Annotated in this window: 18 protein-coding genes, 2 pseudogenes and 1 riboswitch; of the genes and pseudogenes, 11 read left to right on the forward strand and 9 right to left on the reverse strand. The window is 68.8% G+C overall.

What is annotated here, in order from left to right; translation table 11 throughout:
* Nucleotides 1-182 precede the first annotated feature (182 nt).
* Together AC1DCG_RS23295 and AC1DCG_RS23300 are read right to left on the reverse strand one after the other, a co-directional pair.
* Nucleotides 183-653: a lysozyme inhibitor LprI family protein gene (locus AC1DCG_RS23295; RefSeq protein ID WP_477030781.1), complete on the reverse strand. Its 471-nt coding sequence runs from the start codon at nucleotides 651-653 to the stop codon at nucleotides 183-185.
* A gap of 428 nt (nucleotides 654-1,081) precedes the next feature.
* Complete coding sequence (locus AC1DCG_RS23300; protein WP_477030782.1) at nucleotides 1,082-1,663, reverse strand: dihydrofolate reductase family protein; 582 nt, start codon at nucleotides 1,661-1,663, stop codon at nucleotides 1,082-1,084.
* A 203-nt stretch (nucleotides 1,664-1,866) separates the two neighbouring features.
* Here AC1DCG_RS23300 and AC1DCG_RS23305 point away from each other — a divergent pair, with 203 nt between their 5' ends.
* From AC1DCG_RS23305 to AC1DCG_RS23345, 9 genes and pseudogenes are all read left to right on the forward strand, one after another.
* Entirely contained in the window at nucleotides 1,867-2,949 is a 1,083-nt protein-coding gene (locus AC1DCG_RS23305; protein ID WP_165257503.1) for a site-specific DNA-methyltransferase, read from the forward strand.
* 10 nt (nucleotides 2,950-2,959) lie between these two features.
* The gene (locus AC1DCG_RS23310; RefSeq protein ID WP_477030784.1) at nucleotides 2,960-3,352 is read left to right on the forward strand and encodes a hypothetical protein; all 393 of its coding nucleotides are present in this window, start codon (nucleotides 2,960-2,962) and stop codon (nucleotides 3,350-3,352) included.
* A gap of 35 nt (nucleotides 3,353-3,387) precedes the next feature.
* Nucleotides 3,388-3,492, forward strand: a pseudogene (locus AC1DCG_RS23315) (hypothetical protein); the annotation flags it as partial.
* 105 nt (nucleotides 3,493-3,597) lie between these two features.
* Nucleotides 3,598-3,688: riboswitch (glycine riboswitch) on the forward strand.
* A 157-nt stretch (nucleotides 3,689-3,845) separates the two neighbouring features.
* Complete coding sequence (gene gcvT, locus AC1DCG_RS23320) at nucleotides 3,846-4,958, forward strand: glycine cleavage system aminomethyltransferase GcvT (protein WP_477030785.1); 1,113 nt, start codon at nucleotides 3,846-3,848, stop codon at nucleotides 4,956-4,958.
* A 73-nt stretch (nucleotides 4,959-5,031) separates the two neighbouring features.
* A complete protein-coding gene (gene gcvH, locus AC1DCG_RS23325; protein WP_477030786.1) occupies nucleotides 5,032-5,397 on the forward strand; it encodes a glycine cleavage system protein GcvH in 366 nt (121 codons plus the stop codon).
* A gap of 116 nt (nucleotides 5,398-5,513) precedes the next feature.
* Nucleotides 5,514-6,857, forward strand: coding sequence for an aminomethyl-transferring glycine dehydrogenase subunit GcvPA (gene gcvPA / locus AC1DCG_RS23330; RefSeq protein ID WP_477041697.1), 1,344 nt, complete (start codon nucleotides 5,514-5,516; stop codon nucleotides 6,855-6,857).
* Entirely contained in the window at nucleotides 6,854-8,425 is a 1,572-nt protein-coding gene (gene gcvPB / locus AC1DCG_RS23335) for an aminomethyl-transferring glycine dehydrogenase subunit GcvPB (RefSeq protein WP_477030788.1), read from the forward strand. Before gcvPA ends, gcvPB begins: the two co-directional genes overlap by 4 nt.
* Before the next feature lie 132 nt (nucleotides 8,426-8,557).
* A complete protein-coding gene (locus AC1DCG_RS23340; protein ID WP_101713760.1) occupies nucleotides 8,558-8,971 on the forward strand; it encodes a hypothetical protein in 414 nt (137 codons plus the stop codon).
* A gap of 21 nt (nucleotides 8,972-8,992) precedes the next feature.
* Nucleotides 8,993-9,427, forward strand: a complete 435-nt coding sequence (locus tag AC1DCG_RS23345) for a hypothetical protein (RefSeq protein WP_477030789.1) — start codon at nucleotides 8,993-8,995, stop codon at nucleotides 9,425-9,427.
* Here the strand turns inward: AC1DCG_RS23345 and AC1DCG_RS23350 are convergent, their stop codons facing one another.
* The 6 genes from AC1DCG_RS23350 to AC1DCG_RS23375 form a co-directional block, all read right to left on the reverse strand.
* On the reverse strand, nucleotides 9,428-9,985 hold the full coding sequence (locus AC1DCG_RS23350; protein WP_477041698.1) for a hypothetical protein: 558 nt from the start codon (nucleotides 9,983-9,985) through the stop codon (nucleotides 9,428-9,430).
* Nucleotides 9,986-10,181: 196 nt separating this feature from the next.
* Nucleotides 10,182-10,688, reverse strand: coding sequence for a F0F1 ATP synthase subunit B (locus AC1DCG_RS23355; RefSeq protein ID WP_165257515.1), 507 nt, complete (start codon nucleotides 10,686-10,688; stop codon nucleotides 10,182-10,184).
* A gap of 13 nt (nucleotides 10,689-10,701) precedes the next feature.
* On the reverse strand, nucleotides 10,702-11,235 hold the full coding sequence (locus AC1DCG_RS23360) for a F0F1 ATP synthase subunit B family protein (protein ID WP_477037195.1): 534 nt from the start codon (nucleotides 11,233-11,235) through the stop codon (nucleotides 10,702-10,704).
* 114 nt (nucleotides 11,236-11,349) lie between these two features.
* Complete coding sequence (locus tag AC1DCG_RS23365) at nucleotides 11,350-11,574, reverse strand: F0F1 ATP synthase subunit C (protein ID WP_101713756.1); 225 nt, start codon at nucleotides 11,572-11,574, stop codon at nucleotides 11,350-11,352.
* A gap of 48 nt (nucleotides 11,575-11,622) precedes the next feature.
* On the reverse strand, nucleotides 11,623-12,384 hold the full coding sequence (locus tag AC1DCG_RS23370) for a F0F1 ATP synthase subunit A (protein WP_116564839.1): 762 nt from the start codon (nucleotides 12,382-12,384) through the stop codon (nucleotides 11,623-11,625).
* Between the two features lie 5 nt (nucleotides 12,385-12,389).
* Entirely contained in the window at nucleotides 12,390-12,761 is a 372-nt protein-coding gene (locus AC1DCG_RS23375; RefSeq protein ID WP_165257519.1) for an AtpZ/AtpI family protein, read from the reverse strand.
* Between the two features lie 302 nt (nucleotides 12,762-13,063).
* On the opposite strand from AC1DCG_RS23375, the gene AC1DCG_RS23380 reads away from it, so the two are divergent.
* Both AC1DCG_RS23380 and AC1DCG_RS23385 read left to right on the forward strand, forming a co-directional pair.
* Nucleotides 13,064-13,447, forward strand: a complete 384-nt coding sequence (locus tag AC1DCG_RS23380) for a DUF6481 family protein (RefSeq protein ID WP_477030792.1) — start codon at nucleotides 13,064-13,066, stop codon at nucleotides 13,445-13,447.
* A gap of 102 nt (nucleotides 13,448-13,549) precedes the next feature.
* Nucleotides 13,550-14,347 (forward strand): TSUP family transporter, encoded by a 798-nt coding sequence (locus AC1DCG_RS23385; RefSeq protein WP_477030793.1) that lies wholly within the window; start codon nucleotides 13,550-13,552, stop codon nucleotides 14,345-14,347.
* A 122-nt stretch (nucleotides 14,348-14,469) separates the two neighbouring features.
* On the opposite strand, the pseudogene AC1DCG_RS23390 reads toward AC1DCG_RS23385, so the two are convergent.
* Nucleotides 14,470-15,649 (reverse strand): annotated as a pseudogene (locus AC1DCG_RS23390) (chromosome segregation protein SMC); the annotation flags it as partial.

Here is a 15,649-nt window from a genome sequence, read left to right on the forward strand (position 1 = left end):
CGCAATCGATCCGATCCAGCCACTCAAAGAACGCTCCCTCATCCAGCGGGCTGTAGTAGATGACGCTGGTTGCAACGAGGGTCTGTGACAGGACGGACATTCCACGACCATGCCTGGACAGGACGGCTAGTTGCAACGTCCGACCAGGGCAGACAGCCGCCCCTGGCTGGCCAGGCGGATCTTCAACGCTCAAGCAGCTGGCGCGCCGCTTCGAGTTCCTGGAGGCGGTTCGAATTCATCCGGTAGCGACACGCCGCGTCGAGGATATCGGTTCCGCTGCCGCCAAACGAGGTCTCCCCTTCGAGCCCGCACTGGGCGTCGGCGTATTGCAGCCATGCGGTTTGGGAGAGCTTCAACCGTTCGGCCAGCGATGCGCTCGGCATGCCCTGCGCGCGTGGATAGGCATTGAATTCCCTGTCTCGGGCCATCGCGCTTTCAAGGCTGCGATCGAACGCACGTTGGACTTCTGCTCGCGATGTCGCCGCCAGCTCGAAGTAGCAGCTGAACGTCTTGGCCTGGGAGGACGCCTGATCACATCGCCCTTCCGGGCGGCTGGATGCTTCCGCGCGCGGGCCGGCTTGCGCCGAGGCGAACTTCGCGTAGCTGAACGCAAGCAGCGCCAGGAAAAGGCCTGAGACCCGCACCGACCTCACGCTTCGGCTCCCGACTTAAGCATCATCCTGGTTCCTTGACGGTCGTTCCCGACGTCCGCGACGGGTCGAGAGCGGGAATTGGCGCCGGCGCCGAGGATGGAGGTGGAGCCCAGCCGCCAGGGGCGGGGGTTGGAACGTCAGCCAGGCGGCTTGCGGACCTACATTCGATTAGCGATCTGGGCGTCAATCTCGGCAACCCGTGCTTCGAGCTGCGCCAAATAGGGGGCGCCATGTTGCGCCATTTTTTTGGGACGAATAGCCTCGGATAGCGACCCTATACTTCCCGACCTCGTCGACGAGTTCAGCCCTCAGCCGCTGAAGCTGATCTATGGTCAGGGTCGCTCGACGCTCGTAGGCAGTGGCGCTGTGCATATCGTCATTGTCGCAATCGACCGACGTTCCGCAATGGGTCGCAAGCTAACGCCCCCTCACGCCTCGGCCCCGTCCGACGCCGCCGCCCGCCCCCGTCCGCGCGCCGCCTTGAGCGGCAAAAGCTCGTAGTCCAGCCGCACCACGCCCATGGCCAGCGAGGCCGCGCCGCGCAGGACAAGGCCCCTGGGCGCGCCGCCGCGTTCGGGAAACAGCGGTCGCCCCTCGCCCAGCAACACCGGGGCGATCAGCAGCGACAGGCGGTCCAGCGCGCCTTCCTCGGCGAAAGCCGCCAGGAGCCCCGCGCCGCCCACCACCCAGGCGTCGCCGTCGTCGAGGTCGCGCAGGCGGGCGACCAGGGCCGGCAGCCCCTCGCGCCAGAACCTCACCCCGCGCTGCACCGGATCGCCCCGCCGGGAGGTGACGACGAAGCCGCGCTTGCCGGCATAGGGCCAGCCCATGCCGAGGCTGGGGATCTGGTCATAGGTCGACCGGCCCATGACCACCGTGCCCACCAGATCGATGAAGGCGCCGTAGCCGGGATCCACTTTCCGGAACGGCGCCAGCCACTCGACCCCGCCGCCGGCGTCGGCGACGCGGCCGTCGAGGCTGGACGCGATGAACCCGCGGATCAACGCCATGCCCCCCTCACATCCCCCAACCTCGTCAAAGCGGCCGGACGCTTCGCGCCCCGGTCGAGTTCACGATAGAGAACATTTGCAGAACATCAAGCACTGTTAACCGTTTTTCGAATCGCGATTAACCAGTGGCTAACCATGACCGTTCATTCCCGGGTAACCACGGGACTCCATGATTCCGTTGGGTGTTTTGCAAGGAAGCGGACATGGCGTTCGGGCCGGAAACCATCATTCAGGGCGATTGCATCGAGGCGATGAACGCCCTGCCCGAGAAGTCGGTCGACCTGATCTTCGCCGACCCGCCCTACAACCTTCAACTCGGCGGCGACCTGCTGCGCCCGGACAATTCCAAGGTCGACGCGGTCGACGACCACTGGGACCAGTTCGAGAGCTTCGCCGCCTACGACAAGTTCACCCGCGAGTGGCTGAAGGCCGCCCGCCGCGTGCTCAAGGACGATGGCGCGATCTGGGTGATCGGCAGCTATCACAACATCTTCCGCGTCGGCGTGGCGGTGCAGGACCTGGGCTTCTGGATCCTCAACGACGTCATCTGGCGCAAGACCAACCCGATGCCCAACTTCAAGGGCACCCGCTTCGCCAACGCCCACGAGACCCTGATCTGGGCCTCCAAGAGCCAGAACGCCAAGCGCTACACCTTCAACTACGACGCCCTGAAGATGGCCAATGACGAAGTGCAGATGCGCTCGGACTGGACCATCCCGCTGTGCACCGGCGAGGAGCGCATCAAGGGCGCCGATGGGGCCAAAGCCCACCCGACCCAGAAGCCCGAAGCCCTGCTCTACCGGGTGATCCTGTCGACCACCAAGCCGGGCGACGTGATCCTGGATCCGTTCTTCGGCGTGGGCACCACGGGCGCGGCCGCCAAGCGCCTGGGCCGCAAGTTCATCGGCATCGAGCGCGAGGCCGAATATGTCGAGCACGCCAAGACCCGCATCGCCCAGGTGACGCCGATCGCGCCGCAGGACCTGGAGATGACCGGCTCCAAGCGCGCCGAGCCGCGCGTGCCGTTCGGCGTCATCGTCGAGAACGGCCTGCTGCATCCGGGCGACACGCTGTACTGCGCCAAGGGCGCCCATGCGGCCAAGGTGCGCCCCGACGGCTCGATCGCGGTCGGCGACCTGACCGGCTCGATCCACAAGATCGGCGCCATGGTGCAGTCGGCCCCGGCCTGCAACGGCTGGACCTACTGGCACTTCAAGACCGACGCGGGCCTGGCCCCCATCGACGTGCTGCGCGCCCAGGTGCGCGCGGCCATGCCCCACGCCTGATCGCCTTCAAGTGAAGGAAGGCCCCATCGGCGTTCGCCGCTACTGGACGATCGGCTGCCTGGCCATCGTGCTGACCATGCTGTGCACCTCGGCGCTGCCCGACAAGGCGAGCTTTCCGCTGAACCTGGTCGGGCCGCTGGTGCAGATCGTCGGCTGCGCGGTGCTGGTGATCATCGGCCGGCGTCGGCTGGGCGAGAAGGCCAACCTCGCCTTCATCGGCCCCGTGGCCGGGGCCGCTCTCGTCTGGGGCGTCTATCTGTGGACGGCGAGCTCGGGCATGGGCCCGACGCCCGGACCGTCCGCCTGGCTGGGCGTCACCCTGCTGGGCGTGGCCATGGGCGCGACGCTGCAGTTCCTGGTGCTGGGCTTCGTCGGCCAGGGCGGCGCGGTGAAGAAGGGCTGAGGGCCAAGCCTTCTCCCGCGCACTCTAAACCTCGTCATCCCGGCCGCAGCGAAGCGGAGAGCCGGGACCCAGGGGCCGGCGCAATGCGGTCGCCCCTGGGTCCCGGGTCTGCGGCGCATTCGCGCCTCCGCCCGGGATGACGATCGAGGGTTGGTCGCGCGCCTCGAATCCAGGCGTCGCCGGATCCCCACGCGCCAAGACCTCGGCCGCGCTTGACTCCCTCCCCGCCCTCGCTCATTGACCGCCTGACCCTCGCGGGAGACATCGGGATTCGATCCCGAGGCCGAAGGCGCAACCGCCCCGGAAACGCTCAGGCAAAAGGACCGCGCGGGTTTAGGAACGCTGGAAAGAAGCCTCCCGAAAGGGCGGCTCGCCGAAGGAGCAAGGCTTCTCTTTGGAAGAGGCCGGAATCTCTCAGGCCAAAGGGACAGCGGGGGCGCGACCAACCGGCGAGAGCCGGAACCGTCGCCGACCCCGTTTCGGAGCCCGCCGCGTGTCCACCGACGATCTCAAGAAGACCCCGCTCTACGACGCCCACGTGGCGGCCGGCGCCCGCATGGTTCCGTTCGCGGGCTATTCCATGCCCGTGCAGTACAAGGACGGCGTGCTGAAAGAGCACCTGTGGACCCGCGAGCATGCGGGCCTGTTCGACGTCTCGCACATGGGCCAGGCCCGCCTGCGCGGCGAGAACCCCGCCAAGAGCTTCGAGAAGGTGGTCTCGGCCGACTACCAGGGCCTGAAGGCCGGCAAGCAGCGCTACGGCGTGCTGCTGAACGCGCAGGGCGGCATCATCGACGACTTGATGACCGCCCGTCCCGACGAAGACGGCCTGTTCGTCGTGGTCAATGGCGCCTGCAAGGACAACGACTACAAGATCATCGCCGAGACCCTGGCCGGCGAAGCCACGGTGGAGCGCCTGGAAGACCGCGCGCTGCTGGCCCTGCAAGGTCCCGCAGCCGCCGCCGTGCTGGCCGCCCACGTGCCGGAAGCGGCCGAAATGGTGTTCATGGACGCCAAGGCCCTGACCGCCTTCGGCGTTCCCGCCATCATCTCGCGCTCGGGCTACACCGGCGAGGACGGCTACGAGATCTCGGTGCCGGCCTCGGACGCCGCCCGCATCTGGAACACCCTGCTGGAAGACGAGCGCGTCAAGCCGATCGGCCTGGGCGCCCGCGACAGCCTGCGCCTCGAAGCGGGCCTGCCGCTCTATGGCCACGACCTGGACGAGACGGTCTCGCCGATCGAGGCGGGCCTGAACTTCGCCGTCGGCAAGAGCCGCCGCGAGGCCGGCGACTATCTGGGCGCTGACCGCATCGCCAAGGAACTGGCCGGCGAGCTGGCCCGCGTGCGCGTGAACCTGAAGGTGCTGGAAGGCGCCCCGGCGCGCGAAGGCGCCGACATCGCCGACGCCGACGGAAACGTCATCGGCAAGGTCACCAGCGGCGGTTTCGGCCCCAGCTTCGGCGGCGCCATCGCGATCGGTTTCGTGCCTCCGGCCTACGCCGTAATCGGCGCGACGCTGAAAGTCATCGTCCGGGGCAAGCCGGCGGCCGCAGAGGTCGTAGCCTCCCCGTTCGTTCCCACCCGTTACGTCCGCAAACTTTAGCCGACGCGACAGCCAAAAGTGGACGCCGGTTTTGGCGTCCGTCGCGTCGCAAACATAGAGAAAGGGCCCGACAATGCGCTTCACCAAAGACCATGAATGGGTCGCCGTCGAAGGCGACATCGCCACCGTCGGCATCACCGCCTACGCCGCCGAGCAACTGGGCGACGTGGTGTTCGTCGAAGTTCCGGAAGTCGGCAAGACCGTGGCTCAAGGCGAAGGCCTGGCCGTCGTCGAGAGCGTCAAGGCCGCCTCGGACGTCTACGCCCCGGTGTCGGGCGAGGTCGTGGAAGCCAACGCCGAACTGGGCGATGCGCCGGAAACCGTCAACGCCGCGCCGGAAGCCGGCGGCTGGTTCGCCAAGCTGAAGCTGTCCACCCCGGCCGAGGTCGACGCCCTGATGGACCGCGACGCCTACGAGGCGTTCCTGGCGACGCTCTAAGCCGCTTTTTTCGTGTCATCCCGGACGGCGCGAAGCGTCGATCCGGGATCTCGCCCGCCGGGCGCCGGAGATCCCGGCGCTTCGGCCGGGATGACAAATCCTAGGTGCTTCTCCCCATGCGCTACCTCCCCCTGACCCCCGAAGACCGCGCCGACATGCTCGGCGTGATCGGCGCGGGCTCGATCGACGACCTCTTCGTCGACGTGCCGGCCGTCGCCCGCCGCAGCGAGCCTGTGGACCTGCCCCATCACGCCGGCGAGCTGGAAGTCGAGCGCGAGATGCTGCGCCTGTCGCGCCGCAACCGCTCGGCCGCCGAGGGGCCGTTCTTCGTCGGGGCCGGGGCCTATCGCCACCACGTGCCGGCCACGGTGGACCACATCATCCAGCGGTCGGAGTTCCTGACCAGCTACACGCCCTACCAGCCGGAAATCGCCCAGGGCACGCTGCAGGTGCTGTTCGAGTTCCAGAGCCAGGTCGCCGCCCTGACCGGCATGGATGTGGCCAACGCCTCGCTCTATGACGGCTCGACCGCCACGGCCGAGGCCGTGATGATGGCCCAGCGCGTCACCCGCAAGAACAAGGCCGTGCTGTCGGGCGGCGTCCACCCGCACTATGTCGGCGCGGTCGAGACCCTGGCCCACGCCGCCGGCGTGGCCACCCTGCGCCTGCCGGCCGCCATCGACGCCGAGGACGCGGTGATCGCCGCCATCGACCAGGATACCGCCTGCGTCGTGGTGCAGACCCCCAACGTCTTCGGCACCGCCACCGACGTGACCAAGATCGCCGAGGCCGCCCACGCCGCCGGCGCGCTGCTGATCGTGGTCACCACCGAAGCCGTCTCGTACGGCCTGCTGAAGTCGCCGGGCGCCATGGGCGCCGACATCGCCGTGGCCGAGGGCCAGTCGATCGGCAACGGCCTGAACTTCGGCGGTCCTTACGTCGGCCTCTTCGCCTGCCGCGAAAAGTTCGTCCGCCAGGCCCCTGGCCGCCTCTGCGGCGAGACGGTCGACGCCGACGGCAAGCGCGGCTTCGTGCTGACGCTGTCGACCCGCGAGCAGCACATCCGCCGCGASAAGGCCACGTCCAACATCTGCACCAACAGCGGCCTGTGCGCCCTGGCCTTCTCGATCCACATGAGCCTCTTGGGCGAGCAGGGCCTGCGCCAGCTGGCCTCGCTGAACCACCAGAAGGCGCTGGCGACCGCCAAGGCCCTGGCGGCCATCCCGGGCGTCGAGATCCTCACCCCCAGGTTCTTCAACGAGTTCGCCGTGCGCCTGCCCAAGGACGCCGCCGAGGTCGTCGAGACCCTCGCCGCCCACGGCGTCATCGCCGGCGTGCCCTATTCGCGCCTGGAGCCGGGCTCCGGCCTGGACGACGTGCTGCTGGTCGCCACGACCGAGACCACGCTCGACACCGACATCACCTTCTTCGCCAAGCTGCTGGCCGGAGCCGTCCAATGAGCATGAACAATGTCGGACGTCCCACCCGTCCCGAAGCTTCCAACGATGACACGGGCTTCGCCTCGCTGTCGGGCGGCCGCGGCCTGCTGCAGGACGAGCCGCTGATCTTCGAACTGGGCGGCTGGAGCAAGACCGGCGTCGACCTGCCCGACGCGGTTCCCGCCGACGGCGCCCTGGCCGGCCTGACCCGCGACGAGCCGATCGGCCTGCCGGGCCTGTCGGAGCCGGAAGCCGTGCGCCACTACGTGCGCCTGTCCCAGAAGAACCACGCCATCGATCTGGCGCTCTATCCGCTGGGCTCGTGCACGATGAAGCACAACCCGCGCCTGAACGAGAAGATGGCGCGCCTGCCGGGCCTGTCGGACATCCACCCGCTGCAGCCGCAGTCGACGGTGCAGGGCGCGATCGAGCTGATGGACCGCCTGGCCCACTGGCTGAAGACGCTGACCGGCATGCCCGCCGTCGCCCTGTCGCCGAAGGCCGGCGCCCACGGCGAGCTGTGCGGCCTGCTGGCCATCCGCGCCGCCCATGAGGCGGCCGGGAACGGCCACCGCAAGACCGTGCTGGCCCCGACCAGCGCTCACGGCACCAACCCGGCCACGGCGGCCTTCTGCGGCTACACGGTCGTGGAAATCGCCCAGACCGACGACGGCCGCGTCGACCTGGCCGACCTGGAAGCCAAGCTCGGCGACCACGTGGCCGCGATCATGGTCACCAACCCCAACACCTGTGGCCTGTTCGAGCGCGACGTGGTCGAGATCGCCCGCCTGACCCACGCGGCGGGCGCGTACTTCTACTGCGACGGCGCCAACTTCAACGCCATCGTCGGCCGGGTGCGCCCGGGCGACCTGGGCGTCGACGCCATGCACATCAACCTGCACAAGACCTTCTCGACGCCCCACGGCGGCGGCGGTCCGGGCGCGGGTCCGGTGGTGCTGTCGGAAGCCCTCGCCCCGTTCGCCCCCACCCCGTGGGTGGTGCATGACGAGAACGGCTACAAGCTGGTGGAAGAAGCCGAAGGCGTCGCCGCCCAGGCCTTCGGCCGGATGAGCGCCTTCCACGGCCAGATGGGCATGTACGTGCGCGCCTACGCCTACATGCTCAGCCACGGCGCCGACGGCCTCAAGCAGGTGGCCGAGGACGCGGTGCTGAACGCCAACTACATCAAGGCCCGTCTCAGCGACCTGATGAGCCCGGCGTTCCCGGAAGGCCCGTGCATGCACGAGGCGCTGTTCGACGACGCCTGGCTGGAAGACACCGGCGTGACCACGCTCGACTTCGCCAAGGCGATGATCGACGAGGGCTTCCACCCGATGACCATGTACTTCCCGCTGGTGGTGCATGGCGCGATGCTGATCGAGCCGACCGAGACGGAGTCGAAGGCCGAGCTCGACCGCTTCGTCGACGCCCTGCGCCTGCTGGCGCAGGCCGCCAAGGCCGGCGAGACGGAGCGCTTCAAGAACGCCCCGCACCTGGCGCCGCTCAAGCGCCTGGACGAGACGCTGGCGGCCCGTAAGCCGAAGTTGAAGTGGAAACCTGTGGCCCCCGCGCCACTCGCCGCGGAATAGCTGCAACAGCAGCACGAATGCGGAACGGGGCGCCTTTACGGAAGGGCGCCCCGTTTCCATATGCAGCTTGTGAGACGAGGGGGCCGGTCTTTTTCCGGAAACCGGCGGACCACAAGCCCCGTTCAGCCCCCCATGAACCTCGCTATCGCCATGCCGCCCGTGCGCCTCTCCGCCGCCGACGAACTCGCCCGCGAGCTTCTCGGCCGGATCATTCGCGGCCTGCTCGTGGCTCTGGGCCTGGTGTTCATCGCCGCGGGCTTTCTGATCGCGCCCCTGCCCGGCCCGATGGGCGTGCCGCTGACGGTCATCGGCCTGATGCTGGTGCTGCGCAACTCGTTCAAGGCCCGCAAGCAGTTCGTCCGCTTCCAGCACGCCCACCCCAAGCTGGTGTTCCCGCTGCGCCGCCTGCTGCGCCGCGAGCCCGAGGTCGTGCTGGTGGCCTGGCAGCAGGCCCTGCGGATCGAGAAGCTGGTCATCCCGCGCCGCTGGCGCGTGGCCAAGCGCTGGCGCAAGGCGCTCAAGCGCCGGGGCCAGCGCGCGGTCTAGGGGCCCTGTGAGCCTCTCCAGATGACCCGGCGCGACCCCAGGGTCGTTCGCCGTCTTTCCAGCCTCCGTCGCCGCCGGCTGGCCTTCGTCGTGCGCGAAACCTTCGCCCGCGTGGCCAGGCTGGCGCTGATCGCCCTGGGCGTCCTGATCCTGCTGGCCGGCGCGGTGCTGACGCCCCTGCCCGGCCACGTGGGCCTGCCGCTGCTGGTGATCGGGCTGATGGTGGTCTTACGCAACTCGTTCCAGGCCAGGCGGCGCTTCATCCGCTGGCAGAAGCGTCACCCCAAGCTGATCTTCCCCATCCGCCGCCTGATGCGCCGCGAGCCGGAGATCCTGCTGGTCGCCTGGCAGCAGCTCCTGCGGTCGGAGAAGCTGTTCCTGCGCCGGCCGGGCTGGCGGGTGCTCAAGCGCGGCAGGAAGGCCGTGCGCGGCTGGGTGCGGCGCAGGACGGCCTGATCAGGGAACGCAGGCGCCCAGGCTGTCGAAGCTCTTGCGCGGCCGGTAGTCGGTGCGGCCCGCCAGCTGCGAGAACCGCTCGCCCTCGGCCCCCTTGGCGGCCGCCACCAGGTCGCGCCCGTCGACCAGGTCGACATAGACGCCGACGATTCCGGCCCCGGGCACGTACTCGAACACGACGTTTGGCCGCTTCACATCGCCGAGCAGCAGGCGGGGTCCGGGCGTGTCGTGCGACGACACGGCGACGGTCCGGCGGCCGAGCACCGTCGTGCTGATGTCGCCCAGCGTCCAGACGTCGCCGGGCCTGGCCTTGTCGGCCGCGGCGCAAGCCTTGGGCAGCACGAAGCGGAACACCTTGCCGCGCGAGCAGAACAGTTCGGCGTTGGAGCAGTCGGTCAGGGGCGCTCCCCTCGGGGCCGTGCCGATCTCGGCCTTGACCTTGTAGTCGAGCAGGAGGTCGCCGAACACATGGACCGCCCGACCGTCTGCCAGACCGCCCCCCGCCGACGGCTGGGCGAGCACGGGCCGCCCCGCGGCCATGGCGAGGGCCAGCATCACGGCGGCGATCATTGAAGCACAAAGGCGCAATGAGCCCTCCATTGTCACCGCCATCTGCCCAGACGAGGGCGGCCGACGCAATCCTGGATAAGCCCGATCGCGCCCGCCCCCAACGGTTGCGCGCCGGCGCCGGCCAAAGAAAAAGGCGCGGCCCTTGCGAGCCGCGCCTTTCGATCTTTCAGCCGTCCGGTGAGGACTACTGCAGCTTGCCGCCGATCTGGCCGATGGCCGCATCGACCAGCGGGTCCGAGCCGGTCGCGACGCGGGCCAGCAGGACCGCTTCGGCCGCCTGGGCGGCGAGGTCGACGGCCGCGGCCTTGACGTCCGCGGCGGCCTGGGCCTCGGCCTGGGCGATCTTGCGCTCGGCCATTTCGGCGCGGCGCTTGATCTGCTCCTCGAGCTTCTCCTTGGCCTCGGCTTCCAGGCGGATCGCGTCCGCCGTGGCCGCCTCGAGCATGGCCGAAGCCTGGCGCTCGGCTTCCTCGCGCTGGGCCTTGACCTCGGCGAGCAGGGCTTGCGCCTCCTCACGGAGCTTCTGGGCTTCGTCGAGCTCGGCCTGGATCTTGGCCGCATAGCCGTCCAGGGCGCCGAACAGCGCGCCCGGCAGGACCTTCAGCACGACCAGCAGGCCGAAGAAGATCACCAGGGCCGCCAGAACCCAGAATTCCGGGTTGGAGAAGCTGAACAGGGATTGGTGTTCCATGGTCGGCTACTCCTTAGGCCAGAGCCGCTTTGAGCTCGGCGGCCGAAGCCGTCTTGCCCGTCAGCTTCTCGACGATGGCGCCGGCCGTCTCCTCGGCCACCGTACGGACGTGGCTCATGGCCTCGTCGCGGGCGGTGGTGATCGAGGCTTCGGCCGCGGCCAGCTTTTCGGCCACCACGGCTTCTTCCTTGGCCTGACGCTCGGCGGCTTGCGCCGAAGCCTTGGCCTTGGCGTCCGCAGCGGTCTTCTGGGCCTTGGCGCGAGCCTCGGCGACCTCGGCCGCGGCCGCGCGGGCCTGGACCTCGGCTTCGTCCTTCAGACGACGGGCGTCGGCGATGTCGCCGGCGATCTTGGCGCCGCGTTCATCGATCGCGCCGCTGACGCGGGGCAGCAGGCCCTTCGACAGCACGACGTAGAGAACGGCGAAGATGAGCAGCAGCCAGACGATCTGACCACCCCAGTGCTCGAACTGGAGCTGCGGAAGACCGCCGCTCTCGTGCGCAGGGGCTTCAGTCGTCTCGACCGTGCCGTGATTTTCCGTCGCCATGGGCGAGGGCGCCTCTCAGCTAACGCCTGCCGACCGATGCGGACGGGCAGGCTCGGTTCTAGAAGATCAAAGCGCGGCGGGGGCCGTAGGCCGGCCCTCGCCGCGCTCTGGGGATTACGAGAAGAGGATCAGGAAGGCGATGACCAGGGCGAAGATGCCCAGGGCTTCCGTCAGCGCCATGCCCAGGAACAGCATCGGACGCTCTTGAGCGGCCGCGGTCGGGTTGCGCAGCGCGCCTTGGAAATAGTTGCCGAACATGACGCCCAGGCCGACGCCCGCGCCGATCATGCCGAGCATGGCCAGGCCAGCGCCGATGTACTTAGCGGCTTCCGCTTCCATTGTGAGGCTCCTTGAGAATTCAGAGATAGGTTGAAGAGAAAAGGGTGATCAGTGGCTGTCGAGGTGCACGACGTCGTTGAGATAGACGCAGGTGAGCACCGCGAACACGAAGGCCTGAAGGAAGGCCACCATGAACTCGAGGGCCGTCAGGGCGATGACGGAGGACAGGGCCAGGGCCGCGCCGGCCCAGCCCAGGACGCCGAGGCCGCCCAGGGCGACGACGAAGCCGGCGAAGATCTTCAGAACCACGTGGCCGCCCAGCATGTTGCCGAACAGACGAAGGCCAAGGGTGATCGGACGGATCAGGAACGAGAGGATCTCGATCGGCACCAGCAGGAAGTACAGCGGCCACGGCACGCCCGACGGAGCGAACAGCTTGAAGAACTTGATGCCGTTCTTGGCGAAGCCGACGCCGACCACGGTCAGGATGACCATGATGCCCAGGGTCAGGGTCACGGCCAGCTGCGAGGTGGCGGTGAACACCAGGAACATGCCCTGCAGGTTCATGAACAGCACGAACGCGAACAGGGTGAAGACGAAGGGCAGGAACTTCTTGCCGTCGTGGCCGATGATCGACTCGGCCAATCCGTCGACGAGCCCGTAGAGCATCTCGCCCACGGTCTGCAGTCGGCCCGGCACCACGGCCTTGCGGGCGGCGGCGGCGTAGAACACCACGATCAGGGTCGCGGCCAGCAGCATCGCGAACACCGAGTTGGTGATCGACAGGTCGATAGCGCCCAGGCCCGGAACGGTCACGGTCGGCAGTTCCACGATCTTCTGGATCTGGAACTGGTGCATCGGATCGGCCATCGGCCCTAGTCTCTCTTCTGCTTGGGGGCGGTTGGCCCGTCCCCGTTGTCTACATCCTCGGCCTTCGCCTTGGACGCCTGCGCGCTCAGTTTCGTCGCCTTGCGGACGACGGAGAATATCGCGAGACCCGTGCCGATCAGCAGACCGCCGACCATCCCCCAAGGCCCCGTGCCGACGTAATGGTCGAGCAGCCAGCCGAAGCCGAGCCCCACCAGAACGCCCCCGATCAAATCCGCCAGGAGGCGATAGCCGTCCTGGGATGCCTTCTCGCCCGCCGCCTTGACGGGCTTTTCCGCCGCCTTCCGCGCCTCGAAAGCGTCGAGCCGAGCGTCGAGGCTTTGAAAAGCCTTGTCGTTCGGTTCGTCGGCCTTGGGCATGGGAAGCGGTCAGGTCCGAAAGCGCCCGCAGACGCGCCTGAAGAAGGCGCTTTTTCGGCCGGCTTGATCGCGGCGGAACCTATAGGGCGCGCTGCGGTGCGTCAAGATTGTGGAGAAACTACGCAAGGCGCTGTTTTCGCGAGGGAATTTCCGCAGGGTCAGCCTGACCACGGAATCCGGGTCTTTCAGACGGCCGCTCGCTCGCGCGCGACATTCCGTCCGTCGGCGAATGCGGCCCCTCCAATTGCTTTTTGGAGCGTTTTGGGGTTTAGAGACGCGCCTCTCCAACAGCACGAAGTTTCATGTCCTATCTGAAGAACACCGGATTCGCCGATCGCATCACCGCCCAGCAAGAAGCCAAGAAGGCGATGCTGGCCAAGTTCAAGCCGAAGGCCACCGTTCAGGACCCCGATTTCGACAAGCGCGACGAGCAGCGCGCCGCCGAACTGGAAGCCGTCCGCGCCGCCCGCGCCGAAGCCAAGGAAATCGCCCGCCTCGAAGCTGTCGCCCGTCAGGAAGAACTGATGGCCGTCAAGCGCGCCGAGCGTAAGGAACGCAAGGCCGCCGAAGTCGCCGAGCAACGCGTCCGCAAGGAAGAAAAGGCCGCGGCCCGCGAAGAGCTGAAGGCCCTGGGCCGCAACAGCAAGGCCTCGCGCGCCCACCAGTGGGCCCACCTGATCGGCTGATCGAATGATGGGGAGACGCGCCATGGCCGCCTCCCCTTCCTTCACCCGCCGCCTGCCGCCGCCCGGCCCCCGGGCGGCTTTTCGCGTTTGTAGGGCCCTGCCATGGAACATCTGAGCGTCCAGCTGCTCGTCATCCTGTTCGGCGTGGCCTTCGTGGCCGGAACCCTGGACGCCATCGCCGGCGGCGGCGGCCTGATCACCCTGCCGGCGCTGCTGCTGTCGGGCCTGTCGCCGATCGCGGCGCTGGGCACCAGCAAGCTGCAGAGCACGTTCGGCTCGGTCTCGGCCACGCGGGCCTTCGCCAAGCGCGGCCTGATCGACTGGAAGACCGCCTGGCCGATAGGCCTGGCCGCGGGCCTGGCGGGGATCGCCGGCGCCCTGTGCGCCAGCCTGCTTTCGCCGAAATTCCTGGCCGGCCTGGTGCCGGTCCTGCTGATCGTCATCGCCGTCTATTTCGGCCTGTCCAAGGCCCTGAAGGCCGAGGACGGCCCCGCCCGCCTGGCCCTGCCGGCGTTCGCCGGCTTCATCGCGCCGATCGTCGGCTTCTATGACGGCATCTTCGGTCCCGGCGCGGGCGCCTTCTACATGGTCGCCATCGTCACCCTGCTCGGCTACGGCGTGCTCAAGGCCACCGCCCACACCAAGCTGGCCAACGCCGCCAGCAATGTCGGGGCGCTAGCGCTGTTCATCCTCAAGGGCGCGGTGATCTGGCCCATCGGCCTGGCCATGGCCGTCGGGGCCTTCCTGGGCGCGCAGCTCGGCTCGCGGCTGGCCGTGCGCTTCGGCGCGCGACTGATCCGGCCGCTGCTGGTGACGATCTCCTGCGCCATGGCCGTGAAGCTGCTGGCCGATCCGAGCAATCCGCTACGGCAGATGGCGGCGGGGTTGTTCGCGCATTGAGACCCTCTCCCTGAAGGGGGAGGTGGCCCGTAGGGCCGGAGGGGGAAGCGGCTGCTGACATGCCGCGATCACTTCCCCCTCAGTCGCTCCGCGACAGCTCCCCCTTCAGGGAGAGCATCTTTCTACTGCGCCGCCACCAGTTCCTCGGCGGTCGACAGGTCCACGCTGACCAGCTGGCTGACCCCGCGCTCGGACATGGTCACGCCGAACAGGCGGTCCATGCGGCTCATGGTCACCGGGTTGTGGGTGATGGCGATGAAGCGCGTCAGGGTGCGGCGGCGCATCTCGTCGAGCATGTTGCAGTAGCGGTCGACGTTGGCGTCATCCAGCGGCGCGTCCACTTCGTCCAGCACGCAGATCGGGGCCGGATTGGCCAGGAACACCCCGAAGATCAGGGCGCTGGCGGTCAGGGCCTGCTCGCCGCCGCTCATCAGGCTCATGCTGGCCAGGCGCTTGCCGGGCGGACAGGCGAAGATCTCCAGGCCGGCTTCGAGGGGGTCGTCGCTCTCGATCAGCCGCAGCTCGGCCTGGCCGCCGCCGAACAGCGCCTGGAACAGGGTCTGGAAGTGGTTGTTGATCACGTCGAAGGCCGCCAGCAGGCGCTCGCGGCCCTCGGCGTTCAGCTCCTCGATGCCGTCGCGCAGCTTGGCCACCGCGCCCGACAGGTCGGCGCGCTCGATGCGCATGGTCTCCAGGCGCCCGGCATACTCCTGGGCCTCTTCCTCGGCGCGCAGGTTCACCGGGCCGATCGCATCCCGCTCCCGTTCGAGAGCAAAAAGGTGGGCCTCGACCCCGGCGGCGTCCTTCGGAACCGCCACGGCCTCGCCGGCCAGGTGACGGCCCAGGGCCTCGGGCTCCATGCGGGCGCTCTCGCGGATGTTCGAGGCGATCTCGGCGAAGCGCTCGCGGGCGGCGTCCAGGCGCGCCACCAGGGCGGCGCGGCGCTCGCGGGCCTCGCCGGCGGCCTGGTCGGCGGCGCGGGCGGTGCGGTCGGCGGTGATGCGGGCGGTCTCGGCCGCCTCCAGGGCGTCGCTGGCCTTGGCCCGGCGCTGCTCGGCGGCGTCGAACTGGTCGACCAGGACCAGCAGCTTCTCTTCCAGTTCGGCCGGGGCGGCGCGGGCGGCCTCCAGCGCGGCGGCGGCCTTGACGCGGTCGGCCTCCAGGGCCTGGGCGCGCTTGGCGGCGGCGTCGCGACGTCGGGTCCAGTCGCCGAGATCGCGCTCCAGGCTTTCGAGCCGGCGCTGGCGGCCGGCGCGCTCGCGGTTTTCCAGGTCGAGAGCCGAGCGGGCGGCGGCGGCGGCC

The sequence above is a fragment of the Caulobacter sp. 10L414 genome (assembly GCF_056395525.1).